The following is a 16,837-nucleotide window of genomic DNA, read 5'->3' as shown; positions in this document are numbered from 1 at the left end:
ATCAGGCTCCTAGGATTGGCAGGGATGTCCAGGCGCCCTGGCGTTGGTGGCTGGCCAGGGCGGTTTCGATGAAGGCCAGGCCGCGCCAGCCGGTGGTGATGCCGGGCAGGCCAAGCGCGGGATCGGCGGGGTCGCGAATGGCTGCGGCCAGCTCGCGATAGAGATTGGCCAGGGCTTCCAGATAGCCCTCCGGGTGTCCGGCGGGCAGGCGCAGGCGCTGCTGGGTACCGGCGCTCAGCCAGGGCAGACCGAGGCCGGCACGCAGATTCCGCGGCGGTTGGTCGAGGCTGCGCTGCAGCAGGCTGTTGGGATCCTGCTGCTGCCATTCCAGACTGCCGCGCTCGCCGTAGAGGCGGATGCGCAGGCCGTTTTCCTCGCCCACGCAGACCTGGCTCGCTAGCAGGCTGCCGCTGGCACCCGTGGCGGTTTCGAACAGCACCATGACATCGTCGTCCAGCCGCCGGCCGGGCAGATGGCTGCGCAGGTGGGCGCTGAGCCGGGTGATGGGCTGGCCGCCGATGAATTCGGCAAGGCTGAAGGCATGGGTGCCTATGTCGCCCAGGCAACCGCCCGGGCCGGAGAGGGCTGGATCGTCGCGCCAGCTCGCCTGCCGGTTACCGGTGGCGGCCAGGTCCTGGGCGAGCCAGCCCTGGGGGTATTCCACATGGATCTTGCGCAGTGCCCCCAACTCTCCACGGGCGACCCGCTCGCGGGCTTCCCACACCAGGGGATAGCCGAGGTAGGTATGGGCCAGGGCATAGCGCAGGGGCAGGGCAGCCAGCGTGTCCGCCAGGCTCTGCACCTGGGCCAGGGAGATGCCCGCGGGTTTTTCCGAAAAGACGTGGAAGCCGGCGGTCAGGGCCGCCTGGGCGATGGGCACATGGAGGTCGTTGGGCGTCACGATCACCAGCAATTCGACTCGCTGCTCGGGTGGCAGCCGGGCTTCGCTGGCCAGCAGGGTCTCCCAGGAGGCATAGACCCGTTCGGCCGCCAGACCCAGCTCCCTTCCGGTCGCGCCGTTGTTGGCGGGATCGCGGCTGAAGGCGCCGCAGACCAGTTCGAGGGCGCCATCCAGGGCCGCTGCACGCCGATGGGCCGCGCCGATGAACGCACCCTGGCCGCCGCCGATCATGCCGTAACGGACCTTGCCGCCGGATTCAGCCTGCATCCTCTTACCCTCGGTTTGTAATTGTGTGGATTGTAACCGGTTACATCTCTGGGTATTTGGAGCCTGCGCCGGTCTTTAGTCAAGCGCCTGGCGGACGTACGGCTTGCCCGCACGCCGGGCTTTGCGCACAGTTGCAACCTTTCCCACGCTCACCGAGGCCGCATGTCCAACATTCGCAGGGTTGCCGAACTGGCCGGGGTATCGGTCGCGACCGTGTCGCGCACCCTGAAGAATCCCGAGGTGGTGGCGCCGGCGACCCGCGAACGGGTGCAGGCCGCCGTGACCGCGGCCAACTACCGGCCCAACGGGATGGCGGTGCAGTTTCGCTCGCGACGCACCGGCAACCTGGTGGTGCTGGTGCCGCTGATCGCCAACAGCTTCTTCGCCCGTGTCATCGCCGGGATCCAGCAGGCGGCCCAGGCGGCGGGGTATCGGGTGCTGCTGTGCGATACCGCGGGCGACGAGGCCCGCGAGCGCCAGTACGCCGAACTGGTCTATGCACGGCAGGCGGATGGGGTGATCCAGCTGCGCGCCTTCGACCCCTTCGCCGGTGACGCCGATGCGCCGCCGGTGGTGAATGCCTGCGAGGTGCTCGCCGAGCACCCCTGGCCCAAGGTGCGGCTGGACAATCGCGCCGCCGCCCGCTGCCTGACCGAACACCTGCTGGCGCTCGGGCACAGACGTATCGCCCTGATCAAGGGACCGGAAAGCAGCCCGCTGACCCTGGAACGCCTGGCCGGTTACCGGGAGGCGCTCACCCAGGCCGGTGTCCCGCTGGACCCTGATCTGTTGCACCCGGGCGATTTCACCCTGGCCGCTGGCGCCACGGCGGCCAGGGCACTGCTGAGGTTACCGAAACGTCCGACGGCATTGTTCTGCTCTAGCGACGAGATGGCGATCGGCGCGCTCCAGACCCTTCGCGGCGCCGGGCTGAGGGTGCCCGAGGACCTGTCCCTGGCAGGCTTCGACGACATCGCCTTCGCCGCCTACAGCGATCCGCCGCTGACCACCATCGCCCAACCGGCGGAGGCCTTCGGCCAGCGAGCGGTCGCCCTATTGCTGGAGATCCTGGCCGGTTCGCCACCGCCCCGCCGGGAGGTGGTGTTGCCCTTCGAACTGGTGGTACGTGGCAGTACCGGGCCCTGCCGTCTTGGCTGAGAACCCGTTGGCGCTGAGGGCCGGTCAGAAGCGGGAGGAGCTCAACAGCGCCAGCCGCTCGCGGATATAGCTGTCGTCATCGATCGCCCGGACATCGAAGGGGATGGCGATCACGCGCCTATCGGAGCGGGAATATAGGCGCGCGAAGATCGAACCGTCCGGGCAGGTCGGGCTGACCAGCACGGTCCAGTCGTCCAGTTCACGAGTCAGGCGCTGCATCAGTGTTTGCGTGGGCAGGGTGGCGAGTTTGGAGTCGTTCATCTGTCTTGCCTTGGGCTCTTTGCGATGACTGCGACGGGTACCTGGCATGTCTTGGCATGCTTTTCACCGGGTAAGCTCGATTCGGCTGGGCGCCCAAGGTGCTCGAGCACGCGGGACAGTGCCGAGGAAGAGGAGCCGCAGCAGGGCACCTCGGCCCCAGAAGCGAGGGGCACGTCCTGGGCCGCGTTCTGGTTGTTCAATTTTTCCAGCATGGAATGGAGAGGGTGGGACGTGGTCCGGCCAGCGCTACCTATCCAAGCTGAATTTCCCTCGGGCGTGTATTTCTCTCTGATCAAGGCGATCACGCGCGCAGCTTCTTCCGAGGGCTTGCCTTGGCGACCATCCGCCAGGCCCCCTGAAAGCTTCCTGCCCGAGCACGCCGCCGCAATCGTCAGCTAATGCGCATCGGTCGCCAGCCGCACGGCTACTTCCTCGACCAACTGGATGGGTTCCGCCGTCAGGGCTTCGAACTGGAAGAGAATCTCTTGCAGTTGCGAGCTGCCCATATCCACATTGCGCAGCTGATCGATTCTCAAGGTTAGAAGTCGGTGAATGTTCAACAGACAATCGCGGTCGGGGTTATCGGGTATGGTGAAGCGGCTGCTCATCGTTGTCTCCGTGGAGTTGACCACCATGACTCTCGATATCGCCTAACCTGCTTGTTTTTTAAGGTAATTCGTCGCCGACGGCCTGCCTGTGGGGACCGCTTTTAATGCTTGACTCCGCGTGCCCTTATATAAAGCGGAAGGCCTTTGTCGCTTTCCCTATGCCATCTTCAAAAAGCTCGTCAAGAACCTGTGAAAAATTCGTCAAGACATCAGGAGAACATTCAGTTCGATTGCACGCGAATTGAAAAAGTTATAGCGAAAATGGCGTTGAATCCGACGAACGAGCGCTTCGTCTCAGGCCTGACAAACATCCGCTATCCGCGCCTTCAATAGATTCGCCAACTCATCGAAGAGGATCTGCACCGAGCGCAGCGACAGATTGTCCGGACGGGTCAGCAGCCAGATATCGGTGTCGCAACCGGGCAGCGCCGGGCCCAGGCGTTCGACGCCGTCCAGGCTGCTGATCATGAAGTCGGGGAGGGCGGCCACCCCGAGGCCGGCGCCGACCAGGCTGCCGACCGAGGACATGCTGCTGCAGCGATAGCGCGGGGTGAGGCTGGGATAGGCCTGGCGCAGCCAGGTCACCGAGACGTGATCGGCGAGGGAATCGTCCGGGGCGATCCAGGGCAGCTCGGTGGCCAGCTGGGCGTAACCGGCGCGATGGCGCTCGTGACCGCAGACGAAATAGGAGCTGCGACCGAGCCGGCGGCCGATCAGGTGTTCGGGCGGGGCATTGGACAGCCGCAGGGCGATGTCCGCGTCCCGCCGACTCAGGCTGGCGAAGGTGTTGGAGGTGGCGACTTCCAGGGCGACCGCGGGATAGCGCGGCATGAGTTCGGCGAGGCCCGGCAGCAGCAGGCTGCGCAGCACGGCATCGGTGCAGGTCAGGCGGACCGTGCCGCTGATGACGTTCTCGCCCTGGGTGAGGGCGATGCGCGCCGCCTCCAGCGCCTGTTCGGCGCGCTCCGCCTGTTCGGCGAGGGCCTTGGCGCTCTGGGTGGGGGTGTAGCCGCGGCGAGTCTTTTCGAACAGCGCGACCTGCAGATTGGCTTCGAGCTTGCGGATGGCGCGAAAGACCGTGGAGACGTCCACCTGCAACTGTTCCGCCGCTCGGGCCAGCGTCCTGCCGCGGACCAGGGCGAGGATCAGCTTGAGATCGGCATGACCTATCTGATATTGCATCGGTGCATTCTTCCTTTGCCGATTCGCCGATATGGGTTGCGCTCATGCCAATTTATACTGGCCCGGCCCTCCAAGGGCAATCAGGTGGAAGGGCGGACCTTGCAGACAGGGTCGGCGCCTGCAGGAACCACCGCCCACAGCCACGCTGCCAGACCCGCACGAGCAAGCACAACGAAGCGGGCCAGCGTCAAGGATGCCTTCCATGAACTCGATATCCCCCCGCGTCGTCCAGCTCACCGAAGCCAACGGCTTTCTCAAGGAGCACCCCGAGATCCAGTACGTCGATCTGTTGATCACCGACATGAACGGCGTCATCCGGGGCAAGCGCGTCGAGCGGGCCAGTCTATCCAAGGTCTATGAGCGCGGCATCAATCTGCCGGCCTCGCTGTTCGCCCTGGACATCAACGGCTCCACGGTGGAAAGCACCGGCCTGGGCCTGCACATCGGCGATGCCGACCGCACCTGCTTTCCCATTCCCGGCACCCTGAGCTACGAACCCTGGCAGAAGCGCCCGACCGCGCAACTGCTGATGACCATGCACGAACAGGACGGCTCGCCGTTCTTCGCCGATCCGCGCGAGGTGCTGCGCCGGGTGGTGAAGAAGTTCGACGACCTGGGCCTGACCATCTGCGCCGCCTTCGAACTGGAGTTCTACCTGATCGACCAGGAGAACGTGAACGGGCGGCCGCAGCCGCCGCGCTCACCGATCTCCGGCAAGCGGCCGGTCTCCACCCAGGTCTATCTGATCGACGACCTGGACGAATACGTGGATTGCCTGCAGGACATGCTCGAAGGTGCCAAGGAGCAGGGACTGCCGGCCGATGCCATCGTCAAGGAGTCCGCGCCGGCGCAATTCGAGGTCAACCTGCATCACGTCGAGGACGCCATCAAGGCCTGCGACCATGCGGTGCTGCTCAAGCGGCTGATCAAGAACATCGCCTACGACCATGAGATGGATTCCACCTTCATGGCCAAGCCCTATCCCGGCCAGGCGGGCAATGGCCTGCACGTGCACATCTCGCTGCTAGACAAGCGGACCGGGCAGAACATCTTCGCCACCGACGATCCCGAGCACCATGCGCCGCTGCGCCATGCCATCGCCGGGATTCTCGAAACCCTGCCGGCGTCGATGGCCTTCCTCTGCCCGAACGTCAATTCCTATCGCCGCTTCGGCGCCCAGTTCTATGTGCCCAATGCGCCGAGCTGGGGCCTGGACAACCGCACCGTGGCGGTGCGCGTGCCCACTGGCAGCAGCGAGGCGATCCGCATCGAGCACCGGGTCGCCGGGGCCGACGCCAATCCCTATCTGATGATGGCCTCGATCCTCGCCGGCATTCACCACGGCATGACCCAGCGCCTGGAGCCCTGCGCCCCGGTCAGTGGCAACTCCTACGAGCAGCTCGAACAGAGCCTGCCGAACAACCTGCGCGATGCCCTGCGCCAGCTGGATGACAGCGCGGTAATGAACCAGTACATCAGCCCCGAGTACATCGACATCTTCGTCGCCTGCAAGGAAGCCGAGCTGGAGGAGTTCGAGACCACCATCTCCGACCTCGAATACAACTGGTACCTGCACACCGTCTAGGAGGCGTAGTCATGACCGTGCTGACGCAACAGGACTGGGAACGGCGTGCCCAGGCGTTGACCATCGAAGCCCGAGCCTTCATCGACGGCCGCTACCAGGCCGCCCAGGGCGACGCGACCTTCGAAGACCTGAGTCCGGTGGATGGTCGCTCGCTGGCCCGGGTGGCCAGTTGCATGGCCGAGGATGCCGAGCTCGCCGTGCAGGCTGCGCGGGTGAGTTTCGCGCGGGGCGACTGGGCCCATCGGGCACCGGCACAGCGCAAGGGGGTGCTGATCGCCTTCGCCGATCTCCTGCTGGCCCATGCCGAGGAGCTGGCCCTGCTGGAAACCCTGGACATGGGCAAGCCGATCAGCGATTCGCTCGCCATCGACGTGCCGGCGGCGGCCAATGCCATCCGCTGGAGCGCCGAGGCCATCGACAAGGTCTACGACGAGGTGGCGCCGACCCCGCGCGACCAGCTCGGCCTGGTGACCCGCGAACCGGTCGGGGTGGTCGCGGCCATCGTGCCCTGGAATTTCCCGCTGATGATGGCCTGCTGGAAACTGGGTCCGGCGCTCGCCACCGGCAACTCGGTGATCCTCAAGCCGTCCGAGAAGTCGCCGCTGACCGCCATTCGCATCGCCGCCCTGGCGCTGGAGGCCGGCATCCCGGCGGGGGTATTCAACGTGCTGCCCGGCTACGGCCACACCGTTGGCCAGGCGCTGGCGCTGCACCCGGACGTGGACACCCTGGTCTTTACCGGATCCACCCGCATCGCCAAGCAGCTCTTGGTCCATGCCGGCGAGTCGAACATGAAGCGCGTCTGGCTGGAGGCGGGCGGCAAGAGTCCCAACATCGTCTTCGCCGACGCCCCGGACCTGGTAGCCGCGGCCGAAGCGGCCGCGGCGGCCATCGCCTTCAACCAGGGCGAGGTGTGCATCGCCGGCTCGCGGCTGCTGGTCGAGCGCTCGATCAGGGCGCGTTTTCTGGCTCTGGTGGCGGAGGCGCTGCAGGCTTGGGCGCCCGGCCATGCCCTGAATCCCGAGACCCGCGTCGGCGCCCTGGTGGACGAGGGCCATCTGCGCACCGTCCTGGATTTCATCGAAGCCGGCCGCGCCGAGGGGGCGCGACTGGTGAGCGGCGGTGAGCGGGCCCTGAGCGAAACCGGCGGCAGCTACGTCACGCCGACTATCTTCGAAGGGGTGGACAACGCCATGCGCATCGCCCGGGAAGAGATTTTCGGGCCGGTGCTGGCGGTGATCGACTTCGAGGGCGAAGAAGAGGCGGTGCGCATCGCCAACGATACCCCCTATGGCCTGGCCGCCGCCGTCTGGACGAGCGACCTCTCCCGTGCCCATCGCGTGGCCCGCGCCTTGCGTGCGGGCAGTGTCTGGGTCAACCAGTATGATGGCGGCGACATGACGGCGCCCTTCGGTGGCTTCAAGCAATCCGGCAACGGACGCGACAAGTCGCTGCACGCCTTCGACAAATACACCGAACTCAAGGCGACCTGGATCAAGCTCTGAACAGGCGCGGCGGCTCGGGCGTTCGCGCCGGAGCCGCAGGCAGAGGAATTTCACCATGCAACAACACGTCGGCAGTTACTACGCGGCTTCGCGCAATATCCACACCGAATATCCGGTGCTCCAGGGCAGCGTCGACAGCGACGTCTGCGTCATCGGCGCCGGTTACACCGGGCTTTCCACCGCGCTGTTCCTGCTGGAGCACGGCTTCAGCGTGACGGTGCTGGAAGCGGCGCGGGTCGGTTTCGGCGCCTCCGGGCGCAATGGCGGCCAGATCGTCAACAGCTACAGCCGCGACATCGATACCATCGAGCGCCAGCTGCCACCCAGGCAGGCGCAACTGCTGGGCGAGATGGCCTTCGAAGGCGGACGCATCATTCGTGAGCGCATCGCCCGCTACGACATCCAGTGCGATCTGAAGGATGGCGGCGTCTTCGCCGCCCTGACCGGCAAGCAGCTCGGTCATCTGGAAGCCCAGCAGAAGCTCTGGGAGCGCTACGGCCATACCCAGCTGCAGCTGCTCGACAAGGCCGGTATCGGCGAGGTGGTCGGCACCGATCGCTACCTCGGCGGCCTGCTGGACATGAGCGGCGGCCATATCCACCCGCTCAATCTGGCCCTGGGCGAGGCAGCGGCCGTGGCGTCCCTGGGCGGCAAGATCTACGAGCAGAGCGCGGCCACCCGCATCGACCGCGGCGCCAATCCGGTGGTGCACACCGCCCAGGGGCAGGTGAAGGCACGCTTCGTGGTGGTGGCCGGCAACGCCTATCTGGGCGGGCTGGTGCCGGAACTGGCCGCCAAGTCCATGCCCTGCGGCACCCAGGTGCTCACCACCGAGCCGCTGTCCGAGGAGCTGGCGCGCAGCCTGCTGCCCCAGGACTATTGCGTCGAGGACTGCAACTACCTGCTCGACTACTTCCGCCTCAGCGCCGATCGCCGGCTGATCTACGGCGGTGGCGTGGTCTATGGCGCGCGGGATCCGGCGGATATCGAAGCCATCATCCGGCCGAAGATGCTGCAGACCTTTCCGCAGCTCAAGGACGTGAAGATCGACTTCACCTGGACCGGCAACTTCCTGCTGACGCTGTCGCGCCTGCCCCAGGTGGGCCGCCTCGGCGACAACATCTACTACTCCCAGGGCTGCAGCGGTCACGGCGTCACCTACACCCACCTGGCGGGCAAGGTACTGGCCGAGGCCCTGCGCGGCCAGGCCGAGCGCTTCGACGCCTTCGCCGGTCTGCCGCACTATCCCTTCCCGGGCGGGCAGCTCTTGCGCGTGCCCTTCACCGCACTGGGCGCGACCTACTACCAGTTGCGCGATCGCCTCGGTATCTGACCCTGTCCGCCCGCCGGGAATCGGCGGGCACTCTGGAGATAAGCCATGTCCCCTATGCCCCTGATCGGCGTGACGGCGTGCCGGCAGACGCTCGGCAAATACGACTCCCATACCGTCGGCGACAAGTACGTCGAGGCGGCGGGTCATGCCGGCGTGCCGGTGGTGCTGCCGGCGCGCAGCGTGCCGAGCGATCCGCGGGCGCTGCTGGCGCACCTGGACGGCCTGCTGTTCACCGGCTCGCCCTCCAATGTCGAGCCCCATCACTACCAGGGACCGGCAAGTCTCGCCGGCACCCACCACGATGCCGCGCGCGACGCCTACACCCTGCCGCTGCTGCGCCTGGCCATCGACCGTGGCATCCCGGTGTTCTGCATCTGCCGCGGCTTCCAGGAGCTGAACGTGGCCCTGGGCGGCAGTCTGCATCAGCGCGTCCAGGAGCTGCCTGGGCATGCCGATCATCGCGAGCCCCAGAGCGAGCTGCTCGCCGAGCAGTACGCGCCCACGCATCCGGTCACGGTGCCGCCGGGCGGGGTGTTCCAGCGCCTCGGCCTGCCGGCCACCTTCCAGGTGAACTCGCTGCACAGCCAGGGCATCGCGCGCCTGGCGCCCGGGCTGCGCATCGAAGCCCAGGCGCCGGATGGCCTGGTGGAAGGGGTATCCCTGGCCGACGCGCCCGGTTTCGTCGTCGGGGTGCAGTGGCATCCCGAGTGGAATTTCCGTGACAACCCCGAATCCCTGGCGCTGCTGGACGCGTTCCGCGACGCCTGCCAGCGCCATGCCGCCGCGCGTTAGGCGCCTTGCCGCCTACGCCGGACTCTGAATAACAAGACCAACAGCAGGGCAGAGACCTATGACTGAACAGCGCAAGGGCACGCCGGTCGGCGGCTCGGACACCGCCGGGCCGGCAGCCCTGGCCGATCCGTCCGCCAAGGGCCTGGCCGCCGGCTCCCTGGGACTGCTCGCCTGCGTGGTGCTGGGCATTTCCACCATCGCCCCCGTCTACACCCTGACCGGGGCCCTGGGGCCGACCGTGCGCGAGGTGGGCGTCTATCTGCCCGCGGTCTTCATCGTCGGCTTCCTGCCGATGCTCTTGGTGGCCCTGGGGTATCGCGAGCTGAACGCGGTCGATCCGGACAGCGGCACCTCCTTTACCTGGTCGACCCGCGCCTTCGGTCCCATGATCGGCTGGATCGGCGGCTGGGGCCTGGTCACGGCGACCACCATCGTGCTGTCCAACCTCGCCGGGGTGGCGGTGGACTTCTTCTACCTGTTCCTGGCCCAGCTCAGCGGCCGGGCGGAGCTGGCGGCGCTGTCGCAGCACCTGCTGGTGAACGTCGTCACCTGCTGCGTCTTCATCGCCATCGCGGTCTGGATCAGCTGTCGCGGCATCGGCATGACCATGAGCGTCCAGTACGGCCTGGTGGCCCTGCAGCTGCTGGTGCTGATCGGCTTTTCCCTGGCGGCCTTCAATGCCGCGCCGGAGGCGGCGCCGGTGGTCTTCCACCCGGAGTGGTTCAACCCCTTCAACGTGGAATCCTTTTCCGCCTTCGCCGCGGGGCTGTCGCTGTCGATCTTCATCTTCTGGGGCTGGGATGTCTGCCTCACGGTGAGCGAGGAGTCGGTGGGCAGCCAGAAGGTGCCGGGGCGGGCGGCCACGGTCACGGTGCTCCTGATCCTGCTGCTGTACCTCTTCACCGCGGCGGCGACCCTGCAGTTCGCCGGCATCAGCGAAGCCGGCCTGGGCCTGGGCAATCCGGAGATCCAGGAAAACGTCTTCGCCCACCTGGCCGGGCCGGTGATGGGGCCGCTGGCGATCCTGATGTCCATCGCCGTGCTGGCCAGTACCGCCGCCTCCTTGCAGTCCACCTTCATCTCCCCGGCACGCACCCTGCTGGCGATGGGGCACTACGGCGCGGTGTCGCGGCGCTTCGCCCACATCTGCCCCAGATCGCGCACGCCGCGCTATGCCACCATTGCCGCCGGCATCGCCACGGGTGGCTTCTATGTGGTCATGCGTACCCTGAGCTACAATGTCCTGGCGGACACCATCACCGCCTTGGGCATGATGATCTGCTTCTACTACTCGCTGACCGCCTATGCCTGCGTCTGGTACTTCCGCCGCAGCCTGTTCGACAGCCTGCGCCATGCGCTCCTACGCGGCCTCTGCCCGCTGCTGGGCGCCATCATCCTCTCGGTGATCTTCTGGCAGACCGCCATCGCCAGCCTCTCGCCGGACTTCGGCAGCGGCTCCCACCTCGGTGGCATCGGCCTGGTGTTCATCATCGCCGTGACGATCCTGGCACTGGGCCTGGTGCTGATGCTGTTCGCCCGCTGGCGCGCGCCGGCGTTCTTCCAGGGCGAGACGCTTGCGGCGCTCCCGCACCGGAGTTGAGTGGGGCGGGCAGGGCGGCCGCCCCCAGGGTCAGGTTGTGATGTCATGGCGTCTGCCGTCCAGCGGCGGGCCTGGCAGCCGAGCGGTCTGCCAAGGCTATGCGGTCGATGACGTCCTGATAGGGGACGAGATCGAGAAAGGCCTCAACCTGGGTCGCATGCGCCCCGTCCATCTTGAGGATCCCGACGTATTCGTTGCGATAGGGCGTGCCATCGCGCGCCGTGGCCGTGCCCTTCCAGCGCACCACGACTTGGTCTTCCCGTGCCCAGATGCCCTGTACCTGGGGCGCGACGGGCGTGGCCAGGCGCTGCGCGAAGGGGCGTACGGCGCGCTCCAGGAAGTCCTCGCGGCCGTGGTAGGTGCCCGCCGCCGGGCCACTGCCCCGGATGGTCCAGACCACGTCTGGCGAGAGCAGGTCGTCGAAGAGACTGCCGCGACCCGCGCTCCAGTTCGCGAAGGCCCGCTCGACCAGGCGTTGGTTGCGTTCAGCGGTGGATTCGGCGGCTGCGACGCCGCTCCAGGGACCACTCAAGAGGGCGAGCGAGAGCAGCGCGCTCTCGGTCAGACGTCTGGCTGGATTCATGGCGGTAGGCTTCTGCAGGACGGAATGAGGTGGGCGGCGGCGCCGGTGAACGACATCCGCCTGGAACCCACCTTAGGCCGCTGGCGGCGTCCGCATGACCGGCCCGTGGCTGGACACTCCGGTTAGCGCGCCTTGACGCCAGGGGTCATCCTTCGATTCCGGCCGCCGGGTGAAGCCTGGCGGCCAGCGTCCTCGCCGTCTCCGCTCAACCCACCAGTGGCGGCGTCCGCGGCGGTATCTGGCGCTTGGAGCCGGTCGCCTCGTAGGCGGCAGCCAGGCGCAGCAGGTTGGCGTCGTCATAGGCGCGACCGGCGAAGGTCAGGCCCACCGGCATGCCGATGTCGGCCATCACGCCCATGGGCACGGTCACGGTCGGCACGCCCAGGTGGCGGATGGCGAGGTTGCCGTTGGCGACCCAGACGCCGTTGCTCCAGGCGATGTCGGCCGAGGCAGGATTGATTTCGGCATCCACCGGGGCCACGTCGGCCACGGTGGGAAAGAGCACGGCATCCAGGCCCTGGGCTTCCAGCCAGTCTTCCAGGTCCAGCTTGCGCGTCCGTTCCAGGCCGTGCAGGCCGTCGGGTAGGGTAGTGATCTGCTCCAGGGTCTTGAGCCCCCGCTCGGCCATGCGCACGTATTCGGCCATGCCGGCGGCCAGGTCGCCCTCGCGATTGGGCAGGGTGCCGGGCTCGTGGGGAAAGATCAGCTGGCCTTCGACGTCTACCAGGCGGTTGAGCCTGGGGTCGTTGTTGTCGCGCAGGAAGGTGTCGAAGCCCCAGGCGGACAGGTCCCAGAGTTCGTCATGGAGAAATTCCGGGGAGACGATCCCGCGGTTGAACACCGTGGGCGCGCCGGGGCGGTCGCCTTCGCAATTGGACACCAGCGGGAAGTCCACCTCGATCACGCTGGCGCCGGCGGCTTCCAGCGCCGCGCGGGCCTGTTCCCAGAGGGCGATCACCGAGTCGCGGGTCTGGATGCGCTGGCCGGTGGGGCCGCCGATGCCGGGATGTTCGCTGGTGCCGGCGTCCGGGTCCCTGTTGATGAACATGCGCGGCACACCCAGGCGCTTGCCGGCCAGGGCATTGGGACCGGTGGCCAGGGCCGGGTAGGACGCCGGGCGCACCGCCGAGGCCAGTGGCAGCGGTACCCAGGGTTGCAGGCGCCAGAGATCGCCGGAGGTATCGGGATCGTCGGCCACCACCACGTCGAGCACTTCCAGCAGATCGGCCATGGTGCGGGCATAGGGCACCACCACGTCCATGGTCGGCGTCAGCGGCCAGTTGCCGCGCACCGAGATGATTCCGCGCGAGGGGGTGTAGGCGCACAGGCCGTTGTTGGACGCCGGGCCGCGCCCGCTGGACCAGGTCTCCTCGGCCAGGCCGAAGGCGGCGAAGCTGGCTGCGGTGGCGGTGCCGGCACCATTGGAGGAGCCGGAGGCGAAGGGCGCGGTCAGGTAGCCGGCGTTGTAGGGGCTTTCGGCGCGGCCATAGACGCCGCGCTGCATGCCGCCGTTGGCCATGGGCGGCATGTTGGTCTTGCCCAGGCAGATGGCGCCGGCGGCGCGCAGCCGCTCGACGGTGAAGGCGTCGCGCTGGGCGACCAGGTCCTTGAAGGCCGGGCTGCCGGAGGCGGCAGTAAGGCCCTTGACCAGGTAGCTGTCCTTGGCGGTGTAGGGGATGCCGTCCAGCGGTCCCAGGGTCTCGCCACGGGCGCGGCGGCGATCGGACGCGGCCGCTTCGGCCAGGGCCTCGGGATTGCGTACCACCACGGCATTGAGCGCCGTGGCGCTGCTGGGCGGGTCGTAGGCATCGATCCGGGCCAGGTAGGCCTCGACCAGCGCTACCGCAGTGGTCTGGCCGGTTTCGAGTGCGCGACGCAACTCGGCGATGGAGCGTTCGGTAACTTCGATCATGGTGGGTCGCCGTTGAGGATTCCGCGGTACGGGAGAGGCTGCTGCCTGAGATCCCAGGAGAAAAAAGCACCGGTGCAGTGTACACCCGAAGCCCATCGGCTTTTGATTGCGTCCACGCATGGAAGCCTTGCCTGACCGCCCATGCAGGTTGGCCTGGCGACCTCTATCCTTGGCCTGAATTGAACCTCTTCGCCATGCCTGGCGGCGATCGGCAACCGGAGTCGAGCATGTTGAAACGCCTGAGCAACGAGCGCACGGTGCTGCGCTTTTCCATTGCCGTCACGGTGCTGCTGGCGGCCGTGGGCATCACTTTTGGGGTGCTGTCCGGTTCCTACGCCATCGTCTTCGACGGCTTCTATTCGCTGACCGATGCCTTCATGAGCGGCGTGGCGCTGCTGGTGGCCATGCTGATCCACCGGCATGCGCAGGAACCGGAGGGCGACCGGCGGCTGGCCGAGCGCTTCAACATGGGCTTCTGGCACCTCGAACCCATGGTCCTGGCCCTCAACGGCAGCGTGCTGTGCATCGTGGCCTGTTATGCGCTGGTCAACTCGATCATCAGTCTGATGAGCGGCGGCAAGGCGTTGGCGTTCGGCATGGCGCTACTCTATGCGCTGGTCGCCGCCCTGAGCTGCTTTGGTTTCGCCGCCCTCGTGCACCGGTTGAACCGCGACATCCAGTCGGACTTCCTCAGGCTCGACATCAAGAGCTGGATCATGTCGGGCAGCATCTCCGCCGCCTTGGTGGTAGCCTTCCTGGTCGGCGCCCTGGCTCAGGGGACGGCCTATGCCTGGATCACGCCCTACATCGATCCCCTGGTGCTGTCGATCATCTGCGTGCTGATCATTCCCATACCGCTGAAACTGGTCTGGCAGGCCTTCGGGGAGATCCTCATGGTGACCCCGCCGCAGCTCAAGCAGCAGGTCGATGAGGTCGCCCGGGGCATGGTGACGCGCTTCGGCTTTATCGACTATCGCGCCTATGTGGCCAAGGTCGGCCGGGCCCGGCAGATCGAGCTGTACTTCATCGTGCCCCTGGGTTGGCCGGCCATGACCCTGGACGAATGGGACGCCATCCGCGACGAGATCGGCGAGGCCATCGGCGGCGAGGGGCCGGATCGCTGGCTGACCATCGCCTTCACCACCGATCCGGCCTGGTCACGCTGACCTCGCCGCAATCAGCGAGCAGCGCAGAGGCGTTCGACGTCCGCGGCGAGTTGCTGGAGGATGGCGCGATCTTCGGCCTGGCCGAGGGTGGCCTCGGCGCGGGACAGCGCCAGACGCGAATGCCGCAGGCACTCGCGCCTGATCCGCGCATCGCCCTGGACCGCCAGGCGCGCCAGGGCTTTCTGCAGCCGCATGCCCACTTCCACCAGCGGCGCCGCGTCGCGACCCACCGGCAGGAAGAAGTCGTCGAACAGGTCATCCAGTGACAGCTCCGGCACCTCGATCCGCGGATAGCGGGGCTCGACCGCTTCCCGCGGCTCGGTGAGCGCCGTCAGCAGCCGTTGCGCGCGGCCGAGGATGGCGATGGCGGTGCCCGAGTCGCTGCGCGAGGGCACCAGCGCCCCGGTAGCGATCTCGCCCAGTACCGTCAGACCGAAGCGCGGATCCTGGTCGTGAACCCGGCGTGCATCCAGGGTGAAGGCGGCGCGCAGGCGCTCGTCCTTGTCCGGCGGCAGGCCCTCGACCCAGAGCAGCGGCTGCGCCGGATCGAGGAAGGCGCCGGGCAGGGCGGCCAGGCGGAGGCGGCCCTGGTCGCCGCAGAGGTCGGCCAGCAGCGGCATGTCCACCCGTTGCAGATAACCGGTGCGGTCGGCCATCACCGGGCGTCCGCTGGCGGGCTCATCGACCGGCGCCGCCACCCCATCCAGGTAGGGGTGGGTCAGCCAGCGCTGCAGACTGTGCCGTGCGGCGTCTTCGATGCTGTCGCTGGTGGCATCCAGCTGGCCCAGTCGCGAGAGATGGTCGATCCAGCGCAGCAGGGTGAAGACGATCAGCAGGATCACCACCAGGGTCACGGCGAAGAGCACCACCCGGCCGTTGTCCCCATAGAGGCCGGTGCTCAGGGCGATGATGCCGACCAGGCTGAACAGGAAGGAGCCGAGAAAGGTGGCCAGGGCGTTCTGGGTGGTGCTGTCTTCCAGGAGCAGCGGATAGGCACGTGGCGTCACGCTGCTGGCAGCGGCGTTGTAGGCCGTCACCATGGTGCTGAGGGAAAAGGTGGTCACCGCCAGCATGCTGCTGGCGATGATGGTGAGGATCTTGTCGACGGCATCGGCGCCGACCTTGGCCGGCAGCGTGGCCGGGATATGGTCACGCAGGAGCAGGGCTAGGAGGGCGGTCGCCACCCCGGCGACCGAGAACAGGGTGGCGCGGAACCACAGACGTCGCTGCAGTCCGCGCAGGACCCAGCCGAGGCGAGCCAGCACCGGGCGTCAGCCCATGGCCGGCGGAACGGGCGTGGCACTCAGCTGGGCGAGACGCTGGTCGGCCTGCTGCTGGAGCTTGTCGCGCATCTGCCGTGCGGCTTCCCGGGCATCGCCGGATTTCAGGCCGTTGCGGTCGGCATCCACGGTGGTGAGCACCGCTGCCAGGGCGCCATGCACCAGGCGACCGCCGGCCAGGGTGTCGCTGCGCAGCGGCTCGACGGTGAGCGGCGTGGCCGTGACGGCAAGGTCCAGGGCTTCCAGGCACAACTGGGCGGTGGCGATGGGGATCTGCACGGCATTGGCCGCGGCCAGGTTGAGCGCCTGCTGGCGACGCTCGCCCTCGGCATTGGCACCGGTGGCCTGGCGATCGGCCTCCAGGTAGTTGGCGAAGGCCTGGACGTCGGCATCGGCACAGGTGCTCAGGGCTTCCTGCAGGCGCTCGCCGACGGTGATCAGGTCGGCGTGACGGGTCACCGGCTGGCGCTGCTGGCTGAGCTTGAGGCCCTTGAGGATCAGGGCGACACCCAGGCAAGCCGCCACGGTAGCCGCCGCGCCACTGCCCGGGGTGGGCAGGGTGGAACCGGTGCCGTCGCGGAACTGGGCGAGGGTCTGCTGCCAGAGAGTAGAGGTTTCGTTCATGCCAACCGCCTGCAAGCAAAGGGTAAGGGATTCGGTCACGACCGAACGCTGTTTGGATCGTGCGAAACGGCCGAGGTTCG

Annotated in this window: 15 protein-coding genes; 7 read left to right on the top strand and 8 right to left on the bottom strand. The window is 67.4% G+C overall.

Features of this window, described 5'->3' with window-relative positions:
* Position 1: 1 nt before the first annotated feature.
* The gene (locus EC839_RS04790) at positions 2-1,168 is read right to left on the bottom strand and encodes a Gfo/Idh/MocA family protein (protein WP_132832305.1); all 1,167 of its coding nucleotides are present in this window, start codon (positions 1,166-1,168) and stop codon (positions 2-4) included.
* 162 nt (positions 1,169-1,330) lie between these two features.
* Here EC839_RS04790 and EC839_RS04785 point away from each other — a divergent pair, with 162 nt between their 5' ends.
* Positions 1,331-2,326: a LacI family DNA-binding transcriptional regulator gene (locus tag EC839_RS04785; protein ID WP_132832304.1), complete on the top strand. Its 996-nt coding sequence runs from the start codon at positions 1,331-1,333 to the stop codon at positions 2,324-2,326.
* Between the two features lie 24 nt (positions 2,327-2,350).
* Here the strand turns inward: EC839_RS04785 and EC839_RS04780 are convergent, their stop codons facing one another.
* The 3 genes from EC839_RS04780 to EC839_RS04770 all read right to left on the bottom strand — a co-directional run bounded on the left by EC839_RS04780 (position 2,351) and on the right by EC839_RS04770 (position 4,377).
* A complete protein-coding gene (locus tag EC839_RS04780) occupies positions 2,351-2,587 on the bottom strand; it encodes a hypothetical protein (protein ID WP_132832303.1) in 237 nt (78 codons plus the stop codon).
* Between the two features lie 395 nt (positions 2,588-2,982).
* Entirely contained in the window at positions 2,983-3,195 is a 213-nt protein-coding gene (locus tag EC839_RS04775) for a hypothetical protein (protein WP_132832302.1), read from the bottom strand.
* A 294-nt stretch (positions 3,196-3,489) separates the two neighbouring features.
* A complete protein-coding gene (locus tag EC839_RS04770) occupies positions 3,490-4,377 on the bottom strand; it encodes a LysR family transcriptional regulator (protein ID WP_132832301.1) in 888 nt (295 codons plus the stop codon).
* Between the two features lie 202 nt (positions 4,378-4,579).
* On the opposite strand from EC839_RS04770, the gene EC839_RS04765 reads away from it, so the two are divergent.
* From EC839_RS04765 to EC839_RS04745, 5 genes are read left to right on the top strand one after another with little or no spacing between them, the layout of a single operon-like run.
* Entirely contained in the window at positions 4,580-5,962 is a 1,383-nt protein-coding gene (locus EC839_RS04765; RefSeq protein WP_132832300.1) for a glutamine synthetase family protein, read from the top strand.
* An 11-nt stretch (positions 5,963-5,973) separates the two neighbouring features.
* On the top strand, positions 5,974-7,467 hold the full coding sequence (locus tag EC839_RS04760) for an aldehyde dehydrogenase (RefSeq protein ID WP_132832299.1): 1,494 nt from the start codon (positions 5,974-5,976) through the stop codon (positions 7,465-7,467).
* A gap of 55 nt (positions 7,468-7,522) precedes the next feature.
* The gene (locus EC839_RS04755; protein ID WP_132832298.1) at positions 7,523-8,800 is read left to right on the top strand and encodes an FAD-binding oxidoreductase; all 1,278 of its coding nucleotides are present in this window, start codon (positions 7,523-7,525) and stop codon (positions 8,798-8,800) included.
* A 45-nt stretch (positions 8,801-8,845) separates the two neighbouring features.
* The gene (locus EC839_RS04750) at positions 8,846-9,592 is read left to right on the top strand and encodes a gamma-glutamyl-gamma-aminobutyrate hydrolase family protein (RefSeq protein ID WP_132832297.1); all 747 of its coding nucleotides are present in this window, start codon (positions 8,846-8,848) and stop codon (positions 9,590-9,592) included.
* 58 nt (positions 9,593-9,650) lie between these two features.
* On the top strand, positions 9,651-11,192 hold the full coding sequence (locus EC839_RS04745) for an APC family permease (protein WP_132832296.1): 1,542 nt from the start codon (positions 9,651-9,653) through the stop codon (positions 11,190-11,192).
* 43 nt (positions 11,193-11,235) lie between these two features.
* Here the strand turns inward: EC839_RS04745 and EC839_RS04740 are convergent, their stop codons facing one another.
* Together EC839_RS04740 and EC839_RS04735 are read right to left on the bottom strand one after the other, a co-directional pair.
* A complete protein-coding gene (locus EC839_RS04740) occupies positions 11,236-11,775 on the bottom strand; it encodes a nuclear transport factor 2 family protein (protein ID WP_132832295.1) in 540 nt (179 codons plus the stop codon).
* 205 nt (positions 11,776-11,980) lie between these two features.
* On the bottom strand, positions 11,981-13,687 hold the full coding sequence (locus EC839_RS04735) for an amidase (protein ID WP_132832294.1): 1,707 nt from the start codon (positions 13,685-13,687) through the stop codon (positions 11,981-11,983).
* A gap of 227 nt (positions 13,688-13,914) precedes the next feature.
* Here EC839_RS04735 and EC839_RS04730 point away from each other — a divergent pair, with 227 nt between their 5' ends.
* On the top strand, positions 13,915-14,853 hold the full coding sequence (locus EC839_RS04730) for a cation diffusion facilitator family transporter (protein WP_132832293.1): 939 nt from the start codon (positions 13,915-13,917) through the stop codon (positions 14,851-14,853).
* An 11-nt stretch (positions 14,854-14,864) separates the two neighbouring features.
* Here EC839_RS04730 and EC839_RS04725 read toward each other — a convergent pair whose 3' ends face one another.
* Both EC839_RS04725 and EC839_RS04720 read right to left on the bottom strand, forming a co-directional pair.
* The gene (locus EC839_RS04725) at positions 14,865-16,118 is read right to left on the bottom strand and encodes a DUF2254 domain-containing protein (protein ID WP_132832292.1); all 1,254 of its coding nucleotides are present in this window, start codon (positions 16,116-16,118) and stop codon (positions 14,865-14,867) included.
* 6 nt (positions 16,119-16,124) lie between these two features.
* On the bottom strand, positions 16,125-16,757 hold the full coding sequence (locus tag EC839_RS04720) for a cyclodeaminase/cyclohydrolase family protein (RefSeq protein WP_132832291.1): 633 nt from the start codon (positions 16,755-16,757) through the stop codon (positions 16,125-16,127).
* Between the last annotated feature and the right edge of the window lie 80 nt (positions 16,758-16,837).

It is taken from the genome of Pseudomonas sp. JUb52, assembly GCF_004341115.1.
GTDB lineage: Bacteria > Pseudomonadota > Gammaproteobacteria > Pseudomonadales > Pseudomonadaceae > Chryseomonas > Chryseomonas oryzihabitans.
This window is presented reverse-complemented; position numbering and strand designations above follow the sequence as displayed.